Origin of the sequence: Peteryoungia ipomoeae (assembly GCF_004912165.1) — a bacterium.
GTDB classification, from domain to species: Bacteria; Pseudomonadota; Alphaproteobacteria; order Rhizobiales; family Rhizobiaceae; genus Allorhizobium; species Allorhizobium ipomoeae.
This window is the reverse complement of the sequence record NZ_STGV01000003.1, coordinates 380193-398105: the sequence shown is the minus strand read 5'-3', so window position 1 is coordinate 398105 and position 17913 is coordinate 380193. Positions and strand designations below refer to the sequence as shown.

Annotated in this window: 15 protein-coding genes; 10 read left to right on the top strand and 5 right to left on the bottom strand. The window is 61.2% G+C overall.

From position 1 onward, the window contains the following. Nucleotides 1-2: 2 nt before the first annotated feature. Nucleotides 3-1808, bottom strand: a complete 1806-nt coding sequence (locus tag FAA97_RS11725; protein ID WP_136598710.1) for a monovalent cation:proton antiporter-2 (CPA2) family protein — start codon at nt 1806-1808, stop codon at nt 3-5. A gap of 116 nt (nt 1809-1924) precedes the next feature. Here FAA97_RS11725 and FAA97_RS11720 point away from each other — a divergent pair, with 116 nt between their 5' ends. The 6 genes from FAA97_RS11720 to lpxK all read left to right on the top strand — a co-directional run bounded on the left by FAA97_RS11720 (nt 1925) and on the right by lpxK (nt 7735). Further along, nucleotides 1925-3271 (top strand): TldD/PmbA family protein, encoded by a 1347-nt coding sequence (locus FAA97_RS11720; RefSeq protein WP_136598709.1) that lies wholly within the window; start codon nt 1925-1927, stop codon nt 3269-3271. Nucleotides 3272-3287: 16 nt separating this feature from the next. Continuing rightward, nucleotides 3288-4085 (top strand): 3'(2'),5'-bisphosphate nucleotidase CysQ, encoded by a 798-nt coding sequence (locus FAA97_RS11715; RefSeq protein WP_136598708.1) that lies wholly within the window; start codon nt 3288-3290, stop codon nt 4083-4085. 77 nt (nt 4086-4162) lie between these two features. Then, a complete protein-coding gene (locus FAA97_RS11710) occupies nt 4163-4399 on the top strand; it encodes a DUF4170 domain-containing protein (protein WP_136598707.1) in 237 nt (78 codons plus the stop codon). A gap of 151 nt (nt 4400-4550) precedes the next feature. Then, entirely contained in the window at nt 4551-5876 is a 1326-nt protein-coding gene (waaA, locus tag FAA97_RS11705) for a lipid IV(A) 3-deoxy-D-manno-octulosonic acid transferase (protein ID WP_136598706.1), read from the top strand. A gap of 18 nt (nt 5877-5894) precedes the next feature. Further along, nucleotides 5895-6602 (top strand): HAD family hydrolase, encoded by a 708-nt coding sequence (locus FAA97_RS11700; protein ID WP_136598705.1) that lies wholly within the window; start codon nt 5895-5897, stop codon nt 6600-6602. Between the two features lie 107 nt (nt 6603-6709). Further along, nucleotides 6710-7735 carry a tetraacyldisaccharide 4'-kinase gene (gene lpxK, locus FAA97_RS11695; protein ID WP_136598704.1) on the top strand — a complete coding sequence of 342 codons (1026 nt, stop codon included), beginning with the start codon at nt 6710-6712 and terminating at the stop codon, nt 7733-7735. A gap of 6 nt (nt 7736-7741) precedes the next feature. On the opposite strand, the gene FAA97_RS11690 is transcribed toward lpxK, so the two are convergent. Together FAA97_RS11690 and mutL are read right to left on the bottom strand one after the other, a co-directional pair. Continuing rightward, complete coding sequence (locus FAA97_RS11690; protein WP_136598703.1) at nt 7742-7972, bottom strand: DUF2093 domain-containing protein; 231 nt, start codon at nt 7970-7972, stop codon at nt 7742-7744. Between the two features lie 90 nt (nt 7973-8062). Continuing rightward, the gene (gene mutL, locus FAA97_RS11685; protein WP_136598702.1) at nt 8063-9916 is read right to left on the bottom strand and encodes a DNA mismatch repair endonuclease MutL; all 1854 of its coding nucleotides are present in this window, start codon (nt 9914-9916) and stop codon (nt 8063-8065) included. Nucleotides 9917-10186: 270 nt separating this feature from the next. Here mutL and FAA97_RS11680 point away from each other — a divergent pair, with 270 nt between their 5' ends. Next, entirely contained in the window at nt 10187-11923 is a 1737-nt protein-coding gene (locus FAA97_RS11680; RefSeq protein ID WP_136598701.1) for a response regulator, read from the top strand. A gap of 112 nt (nt 11924-12035) precedes the next feature. Continuing rightward, the gene (locus FAA97_RS11675) at nt 12036-13397 is read left to right on the top strand and encodes a putative bifunctional diguanylate cyclase/phosphodiesterase (protein ID WP_136598700.1); all 1362 of its coding nucleotides are present in this window, start codon (nt 12036-12038) and stop codon (nt 13395-13397) included. An 81-nt stretch (nt 13398-13478) separates the two neighbouring features. Here FAA97_RS11675 and FAA97_RS11670 read toward each other — a convergent pair whose 3' ends face one another. Both FAA97_RS11670 and FAA97_RS11665 read right to left on the bottom strand, forming a co-directional pair. Then, nucleotides 13479-14090: a PRC-barrel domain-containing protein gene (locus tag FAA97_RS11670; RefSeq protein ID WP_136598699.1), complete on the bottom strand. Its 612-nt coding sequence runs from the start codon at nt 14088-14090 to the stop codon at nt 13479-13481. Nucleotides 14091-14272: 182 nt separating this feature from the next. After that, nucleotides 14273-15157 (bottom strand): SMP-30/gluconolactonase/LRE family protein, encoded by an 885-nt coding sequence (locus FAA97_RS11665; RefSeq protein ID WP_136598698.1) that lies wholly within the window; start codon nt 15155-15157, stop codon nt 14273-14275. A 350-nt stretch (nt 15158-15507) separates the two neighbouring features. On the opposite strand from FAA97_RS11665, the gene FAA97_RS11660 reads away from it, so the two are divergent. Next, nucleotides 15508-16245, top strand: coding sequence for a LuxR family transcriptional regulator (locus tag FAA97_RS11660; RefSeq protein WP_136598697.1), 738 nt, complete (start codon nt 15508-15510; stop codon nt 16243-16245). A gap of 312 nt (nt 16246-16557) precedes the next feature. After that, complete coding sequence (gene apbC, locus FAA97_RS11655) at nt 16558-17745, top strand: iron-sulfur cluster carrier protein ApbC (protein ID WP_136598696.1); 1188 nt, start codon at nt 16558-16560, stop codon at nt 17743-17745. Nucleotides 17746-17913: the final 168 nt, after the last annotated feature.

Below are 17913 nucleotides of genomic sequence, written 5' to 3'. Positions count from 1 at the left end.
GTTCAGGTCAGTTCGTTCGCCTTGATTTCCGTGACTGTGCCTGTGCCCTGTTTCGGCTTGATCAGCGGCTCGGGGTTGACGGGTCTGCGATGAATGAGGTCACGCCCGGCCAATATGCCCTCCTGCGCCTGAAGCCGGAGCCGCTCTTCGTCGCGACGACGAATGTCTTCCGAAATCTCAAAGGCTTCGTCTTCGGAGACGCCCAGCCCCTCCAGCGTGCGGCGGCCAAAGAGCAGACCGGATTCGAAGGTCTCGCGGATCTCGTAGTCGACATCGCGCGCCCTGAGCTCCAGGGAATGCACGCGATCATAGGAGCGCACATAAAGGCGCATATCGGGATATTCGGATCGGATCAGGTCGACAACGCGGTCGGTGATTTCCTTCTTATGCGTGCAGATCGCAACGATCTTGGCGCGCTCGATGCCGGCTGCACGCAAGACGTCGAGCCGTGTTCCGTCGCCGTAATAGATGCGGAAGCCGAAGGTCGCGGCCTGGCGCACACGATCCGGACTGTCGTCGATGATGGTGACATCGCGGCCCTTGGCAAGCAGGATCTGCGCCGCGATCTGGCCAAAGCGTGAAAAGCCGACCATCAGGACATCGGAACCAGCCCCTTCGAAATCCTCATCCATCACCTCATGGGCCGTGGGCGCGACGACCCTTTGACCGATCGCGGCGGTCAGCGGCGTGACCGCCATGGAGAGGGTGACGATCGAGATCAGCAGAGAGGATTGTCCGTCGTTCAGCACGCCTGCCGCCACCGCCGTCGTAAACAGCACGAAGCCGAATTCCCCGCCTTGCGGCAACAAGACGGCGACCTTTACGGCGGCCTGATGCGCGGAACCTGCGATCCGGCAGATGGCGTAAAGGATCACGGCCTTGACGATGACCAGCACCGGAACGGCAATCGCGATCAGCAGGATGTTGTCGGCAATCACCTGGATGTCGAGGGATAGGCCGACCGCCATGAAGAAGAGGGCAAGCAACAGGCCACGGAAAGGCTCGATATCGGCCTCCAGCTCGTGACGATAGGAGGATTCCGCCAGCATCACGCCGGCCAGGAATGCGCCCATGGCCATCGACAGCCCGGCAAGCTGCATCAGGTAGGCGGAGCCGAGCACGACAAACAGGGCCGCAGCAATCATCACCTCGCGGGCCCCTGTTCGTCCGATCACCTGGAACAGCGGGGTGAGCAGGTAACGACCGGCAAGGATCATTCCGACCACGGCAGAAACCGCAATGCCGACCTGCAACAGGGCGGACTGGTCGGTTTCTCCGGTTTGCCCGCCGAGCACCGAGACCATGGCAAGCAGCGGCACGATGGCGAGATCCTGAAACAGCAATATGGAAAAGGAGCGCTGGCCATAGGCACTGTTGAGGTCGCCGTAGTCACCCAGCAATTGCAGCGCAAAGGCCGTCGACGAGAGCGCAAGACCAAAACCCGCCACGAGTGCGCCACGCCACTCCAGCAGACCGGAGCTGCTGGCAATCGCGGTGAGGATGAGGCCTGTCAGCACGACCTGTGTCGTTCCCAGCCCGAAGATGTCGCGCCGCATGGTCCAAAGCCGGGATGGTTTCAGCTCGAGACCGATGACGAAGAGCAGCAGCACCACGCCCAGTTCCGCAACCGCGAGAATGTCGCCGGAGCCGCTGATCAGATGCAAGACCGGGCCGATGACCACGCCAGCAGCGAGATAGCCGAGAACGGTACCAAGACCAAGCTTGCGAAACAGGGGAGCTGCGACAACGGCACCTCCCAGAAGCAGCAATGGTTGTGAGAATAATGCCTCGCTTGCGCCACCTGCCACGGCTATCTTCCCTCTGTTTTGCCGGACATGCCGGCCTCGTGAACGGGAAATCCCGCCACCGCCCTTGATGCACTTTGCCGCGCACAATAAATGGTGCGGGAACGAAAGGCCAATTCATGTCCAATCAGATTGATTCTGCCAAGCTCCTCGATCGTGCCGAGCAGCTCGTTGACCTCGCAAAGAAAGCCGGCGCCGACAGAGCGGATGCGGTTGTCGTGCGTTCGCGCTCCAAGGGCGTCAGCGTTCGCCTGGGCAAGGTGGAATCCACCGAGGCCTCTGAAAGCGATGATTTTTCGCTGCGCGTTTTCATCGGAAATCGCGTCGCCAGTGTCTCTGCCAATCCGGGCTTTGATCTTGCCCAGCTCGCCGAGCGCGCCGTTGCCATGGCGAAAGTCTCTCCCGAAGATCCGTTTGCGGGTCTCGCGGATGAGGCCGATCTCGCGAGCGAGATTCGCGATCTCGAGCTTTACGATCCAACCGAAGTTTCGGCCGATACGCTGCGTGAAAATGCGCTGGTCATGGAAGAGGCCGCAAGGTCGGTTGACGGCATCACCAATTCGCTGGGGGCAGGGGCATCTGCGGGTATGGGAGGCCTCGTGCTCGTCACCTCGCATGGCTTTTCCGGCAGTTATGCCGGCTCGCGTTTCTCGCGATCCGTGGCCGTCATCGCCGGCGAAGGCACCAAGATGGAACGCGATCACGATTTCGACAGCCGGCTCTATGTCGCCGACCTCGATGCGCCCGAGGACATTGGCAGACGGGCGGCCGAGAGGGCAATCCGCCGCCTCAATCCGCGCCAGGTGCCGACCGCTTCCAACCTGACCGTTGTGTTTGATCCGCGCGTTGCCCGCGGCTTTGTCGGCACGATTGCCGGTGCGATCAATGGCGCGTCGGTTGCCCGCAAAACCTCCTTCCTGCGCGACAAGATGGGCCATCAGGTGCTGAAATCAGGCCTCAACATCACCGATGATCCGCTCAAGGTTCGCGGTTCCTCCTCGCGCCCCTTCGATGGCGAAGGCGTGGCGGGCAGGGCGCTCACCATGATCGAGGATGGTGTGCTGAAGCACTGGTTCCTCTCCTCGTCGACCGCCCGTGAGCTGGGTCTCAAGACCAATGGTCGCGGTGTCCGTGGCGGACCCTCTGTCTCGCCATCCTCGACAAACCTTGCCCTGGAGCCAGGCGATGTCAGCCCGGAAGATCTGATCCGCAGCGTTGGCACGGGGCTTTACGTGACCGACATGATCGGCAGTGGCGTCGACATGATCACCGGCGAATACAGCCGCGGTGCCAGTGGCTTCTGGATCGAGAACGGCGAATTGACTTTCCCGGTGTCGGAAATCACGCTCGCCTCCAATCTGAAGGACATGTTCATGCGGATCACGGTGGCAAACGACATCGACCGCAAATTCGGCGTTGCCGCCCCCACGCTTGCCATCGAGGGCATGACCCTTGCCGGTCTCTGAGCTTGGGGGCCAGTTTATGGCGTCCGTTGCCGACACGCTGCGCTGGGATGCAGACCTCGCCCTGATCCTGGAGGCAGCGCAGGCTGCCGGGGACGTTGCGCTGTCGCATTTCGGTCAGTCGCCGGAGGTCTGGTGGAAGAATGAGGGTCGCTCGCCGGTCAGCGCTGCAGACTATGCCGCCAATGCGGTGCTGGAAGAGCGGCTTCGCACCGCGCGTCCGAACTATGGCTGGCTCTCGGAAGAGACGGAAGACGATCGGGCGCGGCTTGCCTGCGAGACCGTCTTTGTCGTGGACCCCATCGATGGCACCCGCGCCTTCATCGGCGGCCGACGGACCTGGTGTGTCAGCGTTGCCGTGGTACATGCCGGTCAGCCCGTGGCCGGCGTTCTGGTGGCGCCGGCGCTGGACGAGATCTTCACCGCGACGGTCGATGGTCCGGCCCGGCGCAATGGCACTGTCATTTCGGTGTCTTCAGCCGATGCGACGGGCAAGCTGAAGCTTGCCTCCGCCCAGGATATGATCGCCGGCTTTTCGCCCCAATTGCGACCGCAGATCGAGCGGGTCGAGCATATCCCATCGCTTGCCTATCGCCTGGCACTCGTGGCGGATGGTCGCATCGACGGCACGCTGGTGAAGCGCGATTCCCATGATTGGGATCTGGCTGCAGCCGACCTTATTTTGACCCGGGCCGGCGGCAAGCTCACGGATCTCACGGGCGAACGTCCTCTCTACAATCGCGAGCTTGTCTCTCATCCAGAGTTGTGTGCGGCGTCTGAGCATCTGCTGCCGATTATTTTAGGCAATATCACCTGAATTCAACGGGATTGACCTTGACGCCGAAATCGCGCAGAGGATGGGGTAACCGAAATTCCCATTAAAAAGACCTGAAAATGACTGATTCGACAGAAAACAAGCAGCTTCTCCATCTCGTTTTTGGCGGCGAACTCGAAAGCCTGGAAAATGTTCAGTTTCGCGACCTGAACGGTCTCGATATCGTCGGCATTTTTCCGGACTATGCCAGCGCGCTTGTCGCGTGGAAGTCGAAGGCGCAGGCCACGGTGGACAACGCGCATATGCGCTACTTCATCGTGCACATGCACCGCCTTCTCAATCCTTCGGAGAAATAAGCCTAGGCGCTGCGCGTCTTTGGTCACACTCTGATATTCGCTGCCCCGAGAGGGACACTTTTTCACCTAAGTATTCTTGCTTTCCGTTTTTGCGCAGCCCGGATCTTGAGGGCAGAATGGCATTGTCTATGAATATGAGCAGGTCACGTAAATGAACGCGAGCGAGGCTGCTGCATCGTTCGCCTTGAAAGTCTACGGCTGGGTTGGGCAGGGCGCTCTTCCCCTGAGCAGGCCGTGGCTTTTTCAACGTGCGCGCAAAGGCAAGGAAGACAAGGCTCGCCTCAACGAACGCTTCGGCTATCCGAGCCGGGAGCGTCCCGCAGGTCCGCTCCTGTGGCTGCATGCCGCAAGCGTAGGCGAGACGATGGCGGTCATTCCGCTGATGCGGGAGCTGCGCCGCCGCGATATCCATGTTCTTCTGACCACGGGCACGGTGACCTCAGCCGAAATTGCCCGCGATAGGCTGGGCGATACCGTCATCCATCAATATGTGCCGCTTGACCTCCGGCCCGCCGTGCAACGGTTCCTCGATTACTGGCAGCCGGATGTGGCGATTGGCGTGGAGTCGGAAATCTGGCCAACCACGCTTGCCGAACTTAACCAGCGCCAGATCCCGCAAATCCTCGTGAACGCGCGCATGTCGGATCGCTCGTTCCAGCGCTGGATGCGCTACAAGCCTGTTGCTGAGGCGCTGTTCAGCAAGCTGGCTCTGGTCATTGCGCAATCCGATCTCGACGGCCAGAATTTCCGCGATCTTGGCGCCTGGCCGGTGCAGGTTTCCGGCAATATCAAAGCCGACAGCGATGCGCCGCCCTGCGATGACGTGGTGCGGGCAAGCTACAATGTGCAGATCCGCAATCGCAAGACATGGGCAGCGATTTCGACCTTTGACGGCGAAGAGGCGATTGTCGCCATGGTGCACCGGGCGCTCAAAGCGCATACGGGGCTACTGACCATCCTCGTCCCGCGCCATCCCGAGCGCGGCGATGAAGTCGAGGCCATGCTCAAGGAAAAGGGTCTGGTGGTCGCACGCCGCACGCGCAACGATCCGATCACCGACGAGACCGACATCTTCCTTGGCGATACCATTGGCGAGATGGGGCTTTACCTCCGTCTGACCGATCTTGCCTTTGTCGGTCGCTCGCTCACTGCCGATGGCGGCCAGAATCCGATGGAGCCGGCCATGCTCGGCTGTGCCGTCTTGTCTGGACCGAAGGTCAGCAATTTTCGCGACGCCTACCAGCAGCTTGTCCGCAAGGGCTCGGCCCGCGTGGTTCGCGATGCTGAAATGCTGGCCAAGGCCGTGCATTTCCTTTTGACCAACGACCTTGCGCGCACCAAGATGATTGACGCAGGACTTGAAACCACGCAGGAAATGCGAGGCGCGCTCGCAGCAACCATGAAGGGGCTGGAAGCGCATATCAGCCCCTTGTCGGTTCAGGCAAAACTCGTTCCCCGGGCGGCTGGCACAAACTGAGACCGCACAAGGATTGACATGAGCCGCCAGCCCGCCATCGCCGGCATTCTGTTTGACAAGGACGGAACGCTTCTCGATTTCGATGCGAGCTGGGGGCCGGTGAACCGCCAGGTTGCCGATTTCGCCGCAGACGGCGATGCAGACCTTGCCGGAAGTCTGCTTCACATCTGCGGCATGGACCCGGTGACCGGCGCAATCCGGCCAGACAGCATGTTTGCGGCGGGCAATACCCGCGACATCGCGGAAGCGATGTCGGCCGGAGGCTCACCGATCGTGCTTGAGGAGCTTGTCGCGCGGATCGATGATTTCTTCGCCGAAGCCGCGAAATCCTCCGTAGCCATCACGCAACTTCTGCCGCTGTTCGAGCGGCTCGCCGCCCGCGGCCTCCGCCTTGGCATTGCCTCGAGCGACAACGAGCGCTCGATCCGGATCACCGCGGAGCGCTTCGGCATTCTGCCATTTCTCGATTATGTCGCAGGCTATGACAGTGGCCATGGCCCGAAACCCGAGGCTGGCATGGTGCTCGGCTTTTGCCGATCGACAGGGCTTAACCCCGAGCAGGTCGCCGTGGTCGGCGACAACAATCATGATCTCCTGATGGGCAAGGCTGCAGGCGCCGGTTTGAAGGTTGGCGTTCTCTCGGGCACCGGCACGCGCGACACGCTCGAAATGCATTCGGATGTTATCCTTGCCGATATCACCGAACTTGAGGCTGTCCTTTCCTGATACTTCCCCTGGTGGTGTGACCTTTGCGCTTGACCGTTCGCGAGTGGCAATGCTTTTTGTCGGGCTAATAAAGGTCGGGCAGCCGGCATCAGCGCATTGAGGCAATAATGGTTTCTGAAGCACCGCCATTCTGGTGGACCCGCAAAGGCTGGCAGGCATGGGGTCTCTGGCCGTTTGCCGCCCTTTACGGTCAGGTCGCGGGTCAGTTGATGGCGCGCCGCCGCCGCCAGAGCGTCTCGGTTCCGGTCATCTGTGTCGGCAATTTCACGGTAGGTGGTGCGGGCAAGACGCCAACGGCAATTGCGCTGGTGCGCGAAGCCCGGAAAAAAGGCCACAGTCCCGGCATCCTGAGCCGCGGTTATGGCGGTACGCTCGACGTGACGACCGTCGTTGACCCGCATCATCACCGCGCAACGGCCGTGGGCGATGAGCCCTTGCTGCTGGCCCGGGAGGCACCCACGGTCATTTCAAGGCGACGGGTTGCCGGTGCGCAGGCGCTGGTGGATCTTGGCTGCGACCTGATCGTCATGGATGACGGCTTTCAAAGCGCGCGGCTGACGGTCGACTACGCCCTGATCGTCATCGACAGTTTTCGGGGCATCGGCAATGGCGCGATCGTGCCCGCCGGTCCCGTGCGTGCACCGATCCTTGTGCAGATGCGCCATCTCGATGCCATCCTGAAAGTCGGCCATGGCGATGCGGCCGACCAGTTTGTCCGGCAGGCAGCAAGAAGCGGCAAGCCGGTGCTGATGGCGCAAGTCCAGCCCCATGACACCGGCGACCTCGTCGGCAAGAGGGTGCTCGCCTTTGCTGGTATTGCCGATCCGCAGAAATTCTACCGCACCCTCGAGGGCATGGGCGCCGAGATCGTCGACAGGCAGGCATTCCCGGATCACCATCTGATGGACGATGACGATCTTGCCGATCTCCTCCAGAGGGCGGAGGCTCAGGGATTGTTGCTCGTCACGACGGCCAAGGATCAGGTGCGGTTGCTGGGGGCGCCGGGTCGGGCATCCGAACTCTTGTCGAAGGCAAGGGTGGTCGACGTCGACATGCATTTCAACGATCCGGATGCGCCCTCGCGCATCATCGATCAGGCCATTGCGGCCTGCCGCGCGCGTCTTTTGAAGTAAAGGTGCTCAGCGCTTCTGGTTGGGAAGCGCGCCGGCGCGCTTTTCGGCCTCAAGGGCGGACGCCGCATCCGCATAGGCCTCCTGCCGGAGGACGCTCCAATATTTCAATTCGTCGAGGGGAATGGACTTGCCGGTAATGGCGCATGTCACAGTCTGTCCTGGCGACAGGATCTGGAAGTCGCCGTCAAGATAGCGGATCTTTGCCTCGCGACTGCCGCCGCCTTCGAAACGGTTCATCACTTTTCTCCTGCGCCGTCTGTCTGGAAACTGCAATACAGCGCCCTTTCGCGGAATTGAAGCCCGAAAGGGCAAAACGTCCCACGTGCGTCAACTGCGCCCGAACAGCCGCTCGATGTCGGAAAGCTTTAGCTCGACATAGGTCGGGCGACCGTGGTTGCATTGTCCGGACCCCGGCGTCTGTTCCATCTGCCGCAAAAGCGCGTTCATTTCTTCCACCCGAAGCTGGCGACCGGAGCGCACGGAGCCATGGCAGGCCATGGTCGCGGCGACGTGCTCGAGCTTGGCGGAAAGTCGCTCCGACGTATCCCATTCGGCAATTTCGTCGGCCAGATCCTTGACCAGCGTGACGGCATCCATCTCACCGAGCATGGCCGGGGTTTCCCGCACCGCAACGGCACCGGGACCAAAACGCTCAATGGCCAGCCCCAATTGCTCCAGACCCTCGGCATGGGCCATCAGCCGGTCGCAATCCTCTTCCGGCAGGTCGATGATCTCGGGGATCAGCAGACCCTGGGAGGGCAGGCGGCGCCCGGTCAGCGCCTTGCGCATCTGTTCAAACACCAGCCGCTCATGCGCGGCGTGTTGGTCAACGATGACAAGCCCGTCGCTGGTCTGGGCGACAATGTAATTGGCATGGACCTGCGCGCGCGCCGCCCCCAGCGGGTAGCTCGCCGGCGTTTCCATCTCGGTGGTCATCCGCGGTGCCTGTTCTGCGCGCGCGGCAGGTTCGGCAAGGCTTGCAAAGGCGGATTGCGCAGCCTCTGCAAACCCATGTTGGCGCATCGACGATCCGCTTTGCGGTGCAGGGAAATGAGGATATGAGGAGACGGCGGGTGCCGAAAAGCCAAGCGGTCTGGACGGCGAGGCGTTGGCAGACCAGTTTGCCGCGGGCTGCGGGCTGAAGCCGGGTCTGAAGGCACGCAGCATGCCGCCGGCCCCGGTCGTTGCAGCCCGGTCGCCGTCGCGTTGAAGAGACTGTCGAATGGCGCCGACAATTAGCCCGCGCACCAGCTGGGTATCGCGGAAGCGTACGTCCGATTTTGCCGGATGCACATTGACGTCGACGAGCGCCGGGTCGAGTTTCAACGACAGCACGGCCACCGGATAGCGCCCATGCGGCACGGTTTCGGCGTAAGCGCCACGGATGGCCGAGAGGATCTGCTTGTCCTGCACCGGACGTCCGTTGACGAAGGCATATTGATGGGCGGAATTGCCACGATTGAAGGTGGGCAGCCCGGCATATCCGGTCAGGGCGACGCCTTCGCGTTCGGCATCGAGTTCGATCGCATTGTCGCGGAAGTCAGCACCCAAGACCTGGGCGATGCGCGCCAGGTGATCGTCCCCGGTTGCCGGAAACTCGAGCGTACTGCGATCCGTGCCCGACAGCACGAAGCGGATGGCCGGAAAGGCAATCGCCATGCGCTTTACGATCTCGGTGATGGCGCCCGTTTCCGCCTTGTCGGTCTTCAGAAATTTCAGCCGCGCCGGTGTGGCAAAGAATAGGTCGCGAACCTCGACCGTGGTCCCCGGATTGGCAGGTGCTGGTCTGACCGCACCCACCTTGCCGCCGACGACGGCGATCTCGGAACCGGAGGTGGCACCGTGCGGGCGGCTGGTAATGGTGAGTTTTGCCACCGACCCGATGGATGGCAGGGCCTCGCCGCGAAAGCCGAGCGAGCGGATGTCGAAGAGCGTTTCGCTGAGTTTCGAGGTACAGTGACGCCGGATCGACAATTCGAGATCGTCGGGCGTCATGCCGCAGCCATTGTCGATGACGCGCAGAAGCGTCTTGCCGCCGGCGGCCGTTGCCACCTCGATACGGGTCGCACCGGCATCGATGGCATTTTCGATCAATTCCTTGGCCGCACTTGCCGGTCTTTCGATGACTTCGCCGGCCGCGATCTGGTTGATCAGTGTTTCTGAAAGCTGCTTGATGATCATGCCCCATTTTCGGGGATTCGGCGGCCGACGGAAAGGGCTAAAACGGAGCTCTCCACTTCTTGCCGCAGCTATTAAACCCATCTTAACGGGGTCACTCTAGTTTGACCGGTAACTTGACATGTCCAGAGCGCGGTTTCGACCGGCGGTGGAGCGCGCGCCGGAGCGTTCCGAACAGTCCGTAAGCCCGTCAAGCGCGTCTGGCATGTTGCCGCCATCCCCTGGGGAACGCGCGTCCCACGCGCATCACGTGCTGTTGTCAGAGGCTGAAGTGTGAAAGAGTTGCCAGCGGTTTTGGGCGAGAGCGATGACGGGGTGGTTGCAGCATTGTTGCATCAGGCGCCGCTGCAGTCAGCCTTGCTGGAGGCGGTTTCCGACGCATTGCAGTCGGCCTTTCTGGTCTATGACCGAAATGATGTGCTCGTTTTCGCCAGCCGTTCGGCGGCAAGCTATCTTGGCCTTTCGGCACGATCCCTGACCGTCGGAATGCGGCTTCGCGAAGTTCTGGGTGCGGCCTATGATGCCGGCTGGCATCATCTTGTGCCGGGACAGGCAGACGAGCAGACGCTGACGCGCGACGAATGGCTGACGCGGCAGGTGGCAGCCCACTGGCGCGAGCGCTTTGAAATGCAGACCTGCGAGGACGGCAAACGCTGGACCCGCTATACGAAGCGGCGCCTGGCGTCCGGCTACGGTTTCTGCGTCATGACCGACATCTCGGAGCAGAAGCGCCGGGAGGACCAGTGGCGTGCCGATGTCGAGCGGGTGCAGCTGACGGAAGAGATCCTCGACAATCTCGCACACCCCGTCTTCGTGCAGGATCGCAGTTTTCATGTCGTTGCCGTCAACAAGGCCTTTTGCGATCGGCTGTCGATTGGCAGCGAGCACGCGCTTGGCAGCACACTGCATGCCCTGTTCGATGATGTGGTCGCCACCCAGATCAAGGAATTGTCGCAGGAGATGCTTGCACAGGGTGGCAGTGCCGCGCGCGTCTTGCCCTTGCAGGCGCGCGGCAAGCCACAAGGCCTGACACGGTTGCACATGCAGCGCGTCGGCAAGCCCGGACGGTACTTTGTCGTGGCAAGCCTTGCCGACCAGGCCGGTGCCGCGACGGAAACGCCGGTCCGTTCCGCGTCGACCGCCCGCGACAACCTGAGCCGGGAGGCGGAGAGCCGCGCCGGGAACTCGGTTCCGCTCACCGGACGAAAGGCGCTTGTCGTCAGCCAGTCACCAGACTTCGAGCACACGACGCTCGATCTCTTGGGCCTTCTCGGTGTCGATTGCTGCTGCGTCAGAAGCGACGACGAACTGGAAGCGTTTCTCGATGTTGCCCGGTCGGTGAGCGTCACGATCGATCTTGTCCTGATCGACCGAAGGAGCGATCTTGTTGGCCTGGGGCTGATCCAGGCACAGGAAATCGACTATCTCCTCGTCGAAGAGGGGCAGGAGCCATCGGAGCTCGCCTTTTCCATTCTGGATCGGCTGACTGGGCTGCAGCCCGCACCCGAGCCGGAGGATGACTGGGAAATCTCGACGGAAATCGGCCGATCTTTCGAGGCAGAACCGCAAGCGAACGTTCAACCCTCACTCGGTGGCCAGAACGCCGAGGAGTTTGGTTTTGCCCCCCTCATTCTCGTTGCGGAAGACAATGCGATCAACCAGATCGTTTTTTCGCAGATCCTCGAGGGGCTGGGTCATACCTATCGGATCTGTGCCAATGGTGAGGATGTCGTTGCCGCCTGGCGACAGGCCAATCCCTCGCTCATTTTGATGGATCTCACCCTGCCGGGGATCAGCGGCCTGGAGGCGGCGCGCCGGATACGAGCAGAGGAAGCCGGGCGCGGCAGACATGTGCCGATCATCGGCGTGCTTGCCAACGCCTATGATCGTGATCGCGAGGCCTGCCATGAAGCGGGAATGGACGATGTGATCCTGAAACCGCTCAGTCCTGACATCATTGACCAGGTTATCGACCGTCACGCCCGACGATTAAAGGCCAAAGTGGCTTAATTCCATCAAATCGGGGCACTTCGCCTCAGGACTTGCACTGCAGTGCTATGTGTTTGTTAAGTGTTGCGCTGCATTCTGGTACATGTGGAAGGAACCGTACCAGGAAGAGTGAATGGGTCCCGCAGGAATCAAGGCCGCGCAGGGTGACCAGGAAGACCAGTCTCATCTGACCTATACCGATCGCTTGACCGGTTTGGGCAATCGGTTTCGCTTGCGTGACAAGGTGTGCCAACTGGCTGCGGATCGTGCCGATGATCCGGCTCCCTTCACCGTGGGCATCGTCAATCTGGACGGCTTCAAGCCCATCAACGATCTCTTCGGTCAGGACGCGGGCGACGAAATCCTCTGTCAGGTCGCGCATCGGCTGAAAGCCTGCGTGCCGGACGGTGCAACCGTGACCCGCCACGACGGCGACGAATTTGCCGTGATCTTCCCGCTCGTCTTTGAACGCAACGGCGCAGAACGCGCCGGCCAGCTGATCAAGGATGTCCTGTCTGCCCCTTATGATCTTGGCGATCGCAATGTTCGCCTTTCCGCCTCGCTTGGCTTTGCCGTCTATCCCTTTGCCGGAGACGAGTTCGAGCACCTGATGAAGAGTGCCGAGACGGCGCTCTATCGCTCCAAGCGCAGGGGCAGGGGGCAAATTACAGTCTATTCGCGCGAGATTGCCCAGGAGATGCGCCAGGCAACGCAGCTTGAGCAGGCACTGCGCAACGCTATCATCAACGATACCGTTGACGTGCATTTCCAGCCGATCGTGCGGCTGTGCGATGAACGCGTCGTGGGTTTCGAGGCGCTTGCGCGATGGATCGACCCCGATCTCGGCTTCGTCTCGCCGGCTGTCTTCGTCCCGCTGGCCGAAGAGCGCGGCTTCATCGATACATTGTCTGAAACGTTGCTGCGCAAGGCGGCGGAGGCAACGCTTGCCTGGCCGCGCGACCTGTTTCTGTCGTTCAACCTTTCATCGGTCCAGCTGATGGATCCGCGTACATCTTTCAACACGCTGTCCATCTTGAACAGCGTCGGATTTGATCCGCGGCGGCTGGAGATGGAGATCACCGAGACGGCGGTGATGTCGTCGGCCGATACGGCGCGGCGCATCATAGCCGAGCTGAAGGATGCCGGCATCCGGATTTCGCTTGATGATTTCGGCACCGGACAGTCCAGCCTTGGCCGCCTGAGAGAGTTCACCTTCGACAAGGTCAAGATCGACCGTGCCTTTGTCTCGGCAATCACGACGGACCGGACATCCGAACACATCGTGCGGGCGATCGTCACCATGTGCCATGGGCTCGATCTGGAAGTCGTGGCGGAAGGCATTGAGACAGAGGCGGAGGCGAACGCCCTGCGTCAGCTCGGCTGTGGCATGGGGCAGGGCTATTACTTCGGCAAGCCCGCCGATACCGCCGCCACCCTGCGCTATCTTCTCGACCGCCATCATGAATTCGCGATGATCGATCGCGCTTCTGCGTAACCTTTCCGGACAAACAAAAGGCGGCGCCGAAGCGCCGCCCATGGGACCGAGTATGTCGTCCCTCGTTCCTGTCAGCTCACTTTACTGAGCCGTCGTCGACGAGGTTGTCGAGCTGTCGGTCGCAGGAGTCATCGTGGTCGATGCTGCGGCGTCGTCGGCCTGATCGTCAAGCGACATGAATTCCGGAGCATTGCGCAGGCTTTCTGCGGTCTCGGTGGTGGTCAGGCGGGCATCGCCCGGTTCACCATCAGCTTCGGCTTCTTCACGGGTGATCGAGATGTTGTCGAAAGGAATGGCGACATCCTTTTCACCGATGCCCAGGAAACCGCCAACACCGACAACTGCAGCGACGATGCCGCCGTCACGCTCAACGAGCAGATCCTTCACATTGCCGATGGATTCGTTGTCGGCCGTGTAGATCGCTTCGTCCATGAAGTCGTCAACGCTGATGTGGTTTTCAGCCTGCGCGGTCAGATAGGTTGCGGTGCCAGACGTCGCGGCGTCTGCGGTCGTGTTTGCAGTGCCAGCAGCGCCGGTCGTTGCGTCAGGTGCCACAGGCGTAGCGGCAGGAGCTTCAGTGCCGGTTGCGGCAGGCGGTGTCGCGGTGGTCGCGTCCTGCGCAAAGGCTGCAGGTGCAAGAGCGGTGGAGCCGAGCAGGAGAGCTGCGGTGAGGGCCTTGAAAGACGTTTTCATAATGGGTTCCTTTCCTCTCATAGTCTTTGGAATGACTTGGCTGCGAGTGGCTGCCGCCGCGTCGGTTCGAGAGGAGAATGGCTATCGTCCGTCTTCGTTCCCTATTTTTCTCCAGGAATTTTTTCAATTTGACAGGGAACCAAGCCCGCAATTCGGACTTGGCGCACCCGGTCAGATTATCCTCACGGTTTGAAGTATGGTTCGGGCTTGCCCCTGACTGTCACGCCAAGATCGAACAGGGCACCGGCGAGAGGTTGATTTTGCCGCTCGTCGTCGCTCAAGCCTTCCCAGCAGGACGTGATGGCCAGCCGGTCGAAATCCTTGCCAAAGAAGGCAGGGCAGGTCGGGCGGCTGACCGGCATCAGGTGCCGCGATAGGTGGCGGCCATCCGCTGCGTAGCGATCGACTGCCCCGCCGCCCCAATTGGCATTCCAGATCGTCCCTTCCAGATCCGTTACCGATCCGTCGATCACACCCTCGCGCTTCGACTGGTCGATAAACAGGCTGGGTGCTGCGCGCGGCAGGCCCGTGGCCGGATCAAGCTCGACGCGCATCATGTGGTTGACCTTGGAATCGTTGAAGTATCCGGTCGCGCCATCGGCCGAGAAGCAGATGCCGTTCGGGATGCTGACGGCTTCAAACAGCTTCGTCACCCGTCCGCCCGCCACGTGGTAGATTGCGCCTTCGCCGGTTTCAGCCGTGCGGCTCATGGTGCCGATCCACAAGGCACCGCTTGGATGCACACGCCCGTCATTCGATCGGTTGCTGGGTTTGTCCTCGATGGTGAGGTAGGGCGTCAGAACGCCCGATTGGCGATCCCTGATATAAAGACCCTGGTCGGATGCCAGCATCTGGCGGTTGTCATCGATACCGGCAATGACGCTCGCCTTGAACGGCAGGGGATGCTGTACCGACACCCCGGACACCGGATCGAGCTCGCAGAGCGTCGAGCCGAGTATGTCGAACCAGTAGAGGCGACCGGCCAGGGGGTCGAAGCAGGGGCCTTCGCCGAGCTCCATCGGCTCACCTGAAAGTACCGATCCTACAAATGCTTGTTCCGCCACCATGTTCTGCCTCCTCGACATAATGTTCGCTGCGTGTCTTGCGCCACAGCGCGAGCTGTAACAGGGGTTTACAGTAAATTTGAAGGGCCATCTGGACCCCCGTGCATCTTGAGGCTTATTCTCCACTACAATTAAAAGGGGATTCGGCTGTGGGGGCCCGGATTCACTGGTAATGTCTTCATTGAAGAATTTATTTTCTCTACCGTGTGGATACGCCAGTTTTGCGGCAGGGCCACGGCATGATTGGTGGACGTATTGATGCTCGCGACGCACATGACGACGATCGGGACTGAAGCGGAGTGCCGGCTTTTGGCTGCGGGTGCATACCGTTGTCCGACGAGCTTGATGCCAAGATGAGTGACCAGGACACAATCTCGGCACATCGTATCGAACCCCTCATCGCCGAAGTGGCCGGGTTCAGGACCCAGTTCGATGTCTTCCGTTTCATGAAGCGCGCCACCGAACTCTATGGCGCGCGCGCCTTTATGGTTGTCAATCTTCCAGGCCCCACGGCGCAAAGCCTGGCCAGCAGTTCCATCATCACCAACTGGCCGTCGGATCTGATTTCCGAATTCGATCAGGGTGGCTTGCTCGTTGGCAGCCCGGTCCTTGCGCATTTGCGGCGGGCATCCATTCCCTTCCGCTATGATGTCGAGCAAAATCACCTGCGCAGAGACCCCGACAGCGCTTCAGTCTCCAGAACGCTGTTCCTGCGGTTTAGAATGGGAAGAGGGGCATATTTTCCGGTACACGATGCGTCGGGGGCACGCGGAGCGATCTCCTTTGGCGGGGATCGCGAGCCCTTCACCACCGAAGAGATGATGGAGCTGACCTATCTCTCGATCTTCGTGTTTCAGCAATTGGCAGAAATCCGCGAACTCGACAGCCGCAACGGCGATATGTTGACGGAGCGCGAACTCGATTGCCTGAACTGGACGGCCGCCGGCAAGACGAGCGTTGAAATCGCCGAAATCCTCACGCTGTCCGAGCACACCATCAACCATTATCTCAACCGCGCCACGAAAAAGCTGGATGCGGTCAATCGCACCCAGGCGGTGGCAAAGGCCTTGCGGTTCGGCCTGATCAAGTAGTCGACGCCCTGCCTGCTATTTAGGCAAGTGTCGTCGCAGTCGCCTTTGGATGGCGCGCTCGGTGGGCGAAAATCCTCCCGCGCCGGGTGTTTCGAGTTTGGCACGAGTCCTGCATCTCCTCCTGCAAGTCCAGAGGGGACGTGCAGGAACCCGTTCAAGGGGACCGCAGGTATTTGCCGTCATGAGGTCAATCCGGGCCGCATGACGGCATTTGCTTTTTGGGGGTGTGAGCATCTGCGGCCGCAACGCCTGTTGGCGAAGTGCTCTTGCTCGACTATCTAGTCGGATAGATCAGGGCATGAAGGGCAAGACATGACAGAGTTGACACGCGAGACGGTCCGCCAGGCATTGGAAAACGTCAAGGGACCGGACCTGGAAGGCAATATCGTTGCCCTTGGCATGGTATCGGACATCTTCATCTCCGACGGTAAGGTCTATTTCTCGATCAACGTTCCGGCAGACCGTGCGGATGCACTGGAACCTTTGCGTCAGGCCGCCGAGCGCACGGTGAAGGGCCTGCCCGGTGTCAAGGGCGCGATCGTCAGTCTGACCGCCGAACGCAAGCAGGGTTCCGCACCGACGCCACCGCGTCCCGCCGCTGCCGGCCAACACGCCCATAATCATGCGCATGGCCACAGCCACGCGCCGGGTCATAGTCACGGCGAACCGGCGGCAGCACAGCCGGCGCAAAGGACGAAGGCGGGTGTACCGGGTGTCGGCGCCATCATCGCCGTCGCATCCGGCAAGGGCGGCGTCGGAAAATCGACGACCGCCGTCAACCTTGCGCTTGGATTGAAAGCCAATGGCCTTCGCGTCGGCATCCTCGATGCTGACGTCTATGGCCCCTCCATGCCGAGGCTTCTCGGCATTTCCGGTAGACCGCAGCAGATCGAGAACCGCATCATCGTTCCCATGGAGAACCATGGCATCAAGGCCATGTCCATGGGTTTCCTGGTGGATGAGGGAACGGCCATGATCTGGCGCGGCCCCATGGTCCAATCGGCGCTGATGCAGATGCTGCGCGAGGTCGCCTGGGGCGATCTCGACGTTCTCGTCGTCGATATGCCACCGGGCACGGGCGACGCACAGCTGACCATGGCGCAGCAGGTGCCGCTGACCGGCGCCGTGATTGTCTCGACGCCGCAGGATCTGGCGCTGATCGATGCGCGCAAGGGCCTCAACATGTTCAACAAGGTGGAGGTCCCGGTTCTCGGGATCGTCGAGAACATGAGCTACTTCATCGCGCCCGATACCGGCAATCGCTACGACATCTTCGGCCATGGCGGCGCGCGCGCGGAAGCGGAAAAGATCGGTGTGCCCTTCCTCGGCGAAGTTCCCCTGACCATCTCCATCCGCGAAACCTCCGATGCCGGAACGCCGGTTGTGGTGGCGGATCCGGACGGGCCGCAGGCGCGTGTCTACCGCGACATTGCCGAGAAGGTCTGGGCCGAGGTTCAGCGCAAGTCGGCCCGCACCGCACCAACGATCGTCTTTGAATAAAAGAAGGGGCCGCCTCCGCCGGGAGGTGGCCCTGATCGCTCCGATAACCCGCCATCCGAGGCCGTGGAAAGCGGATCGCCAAAGAGGCGCAAGAGGCTTGAACGCCGTAGGCCTCGTTTCGTGCCGTGCAAGTTTTGCAGTTCAGTCCCGCAAAAATAATCTTGGCGG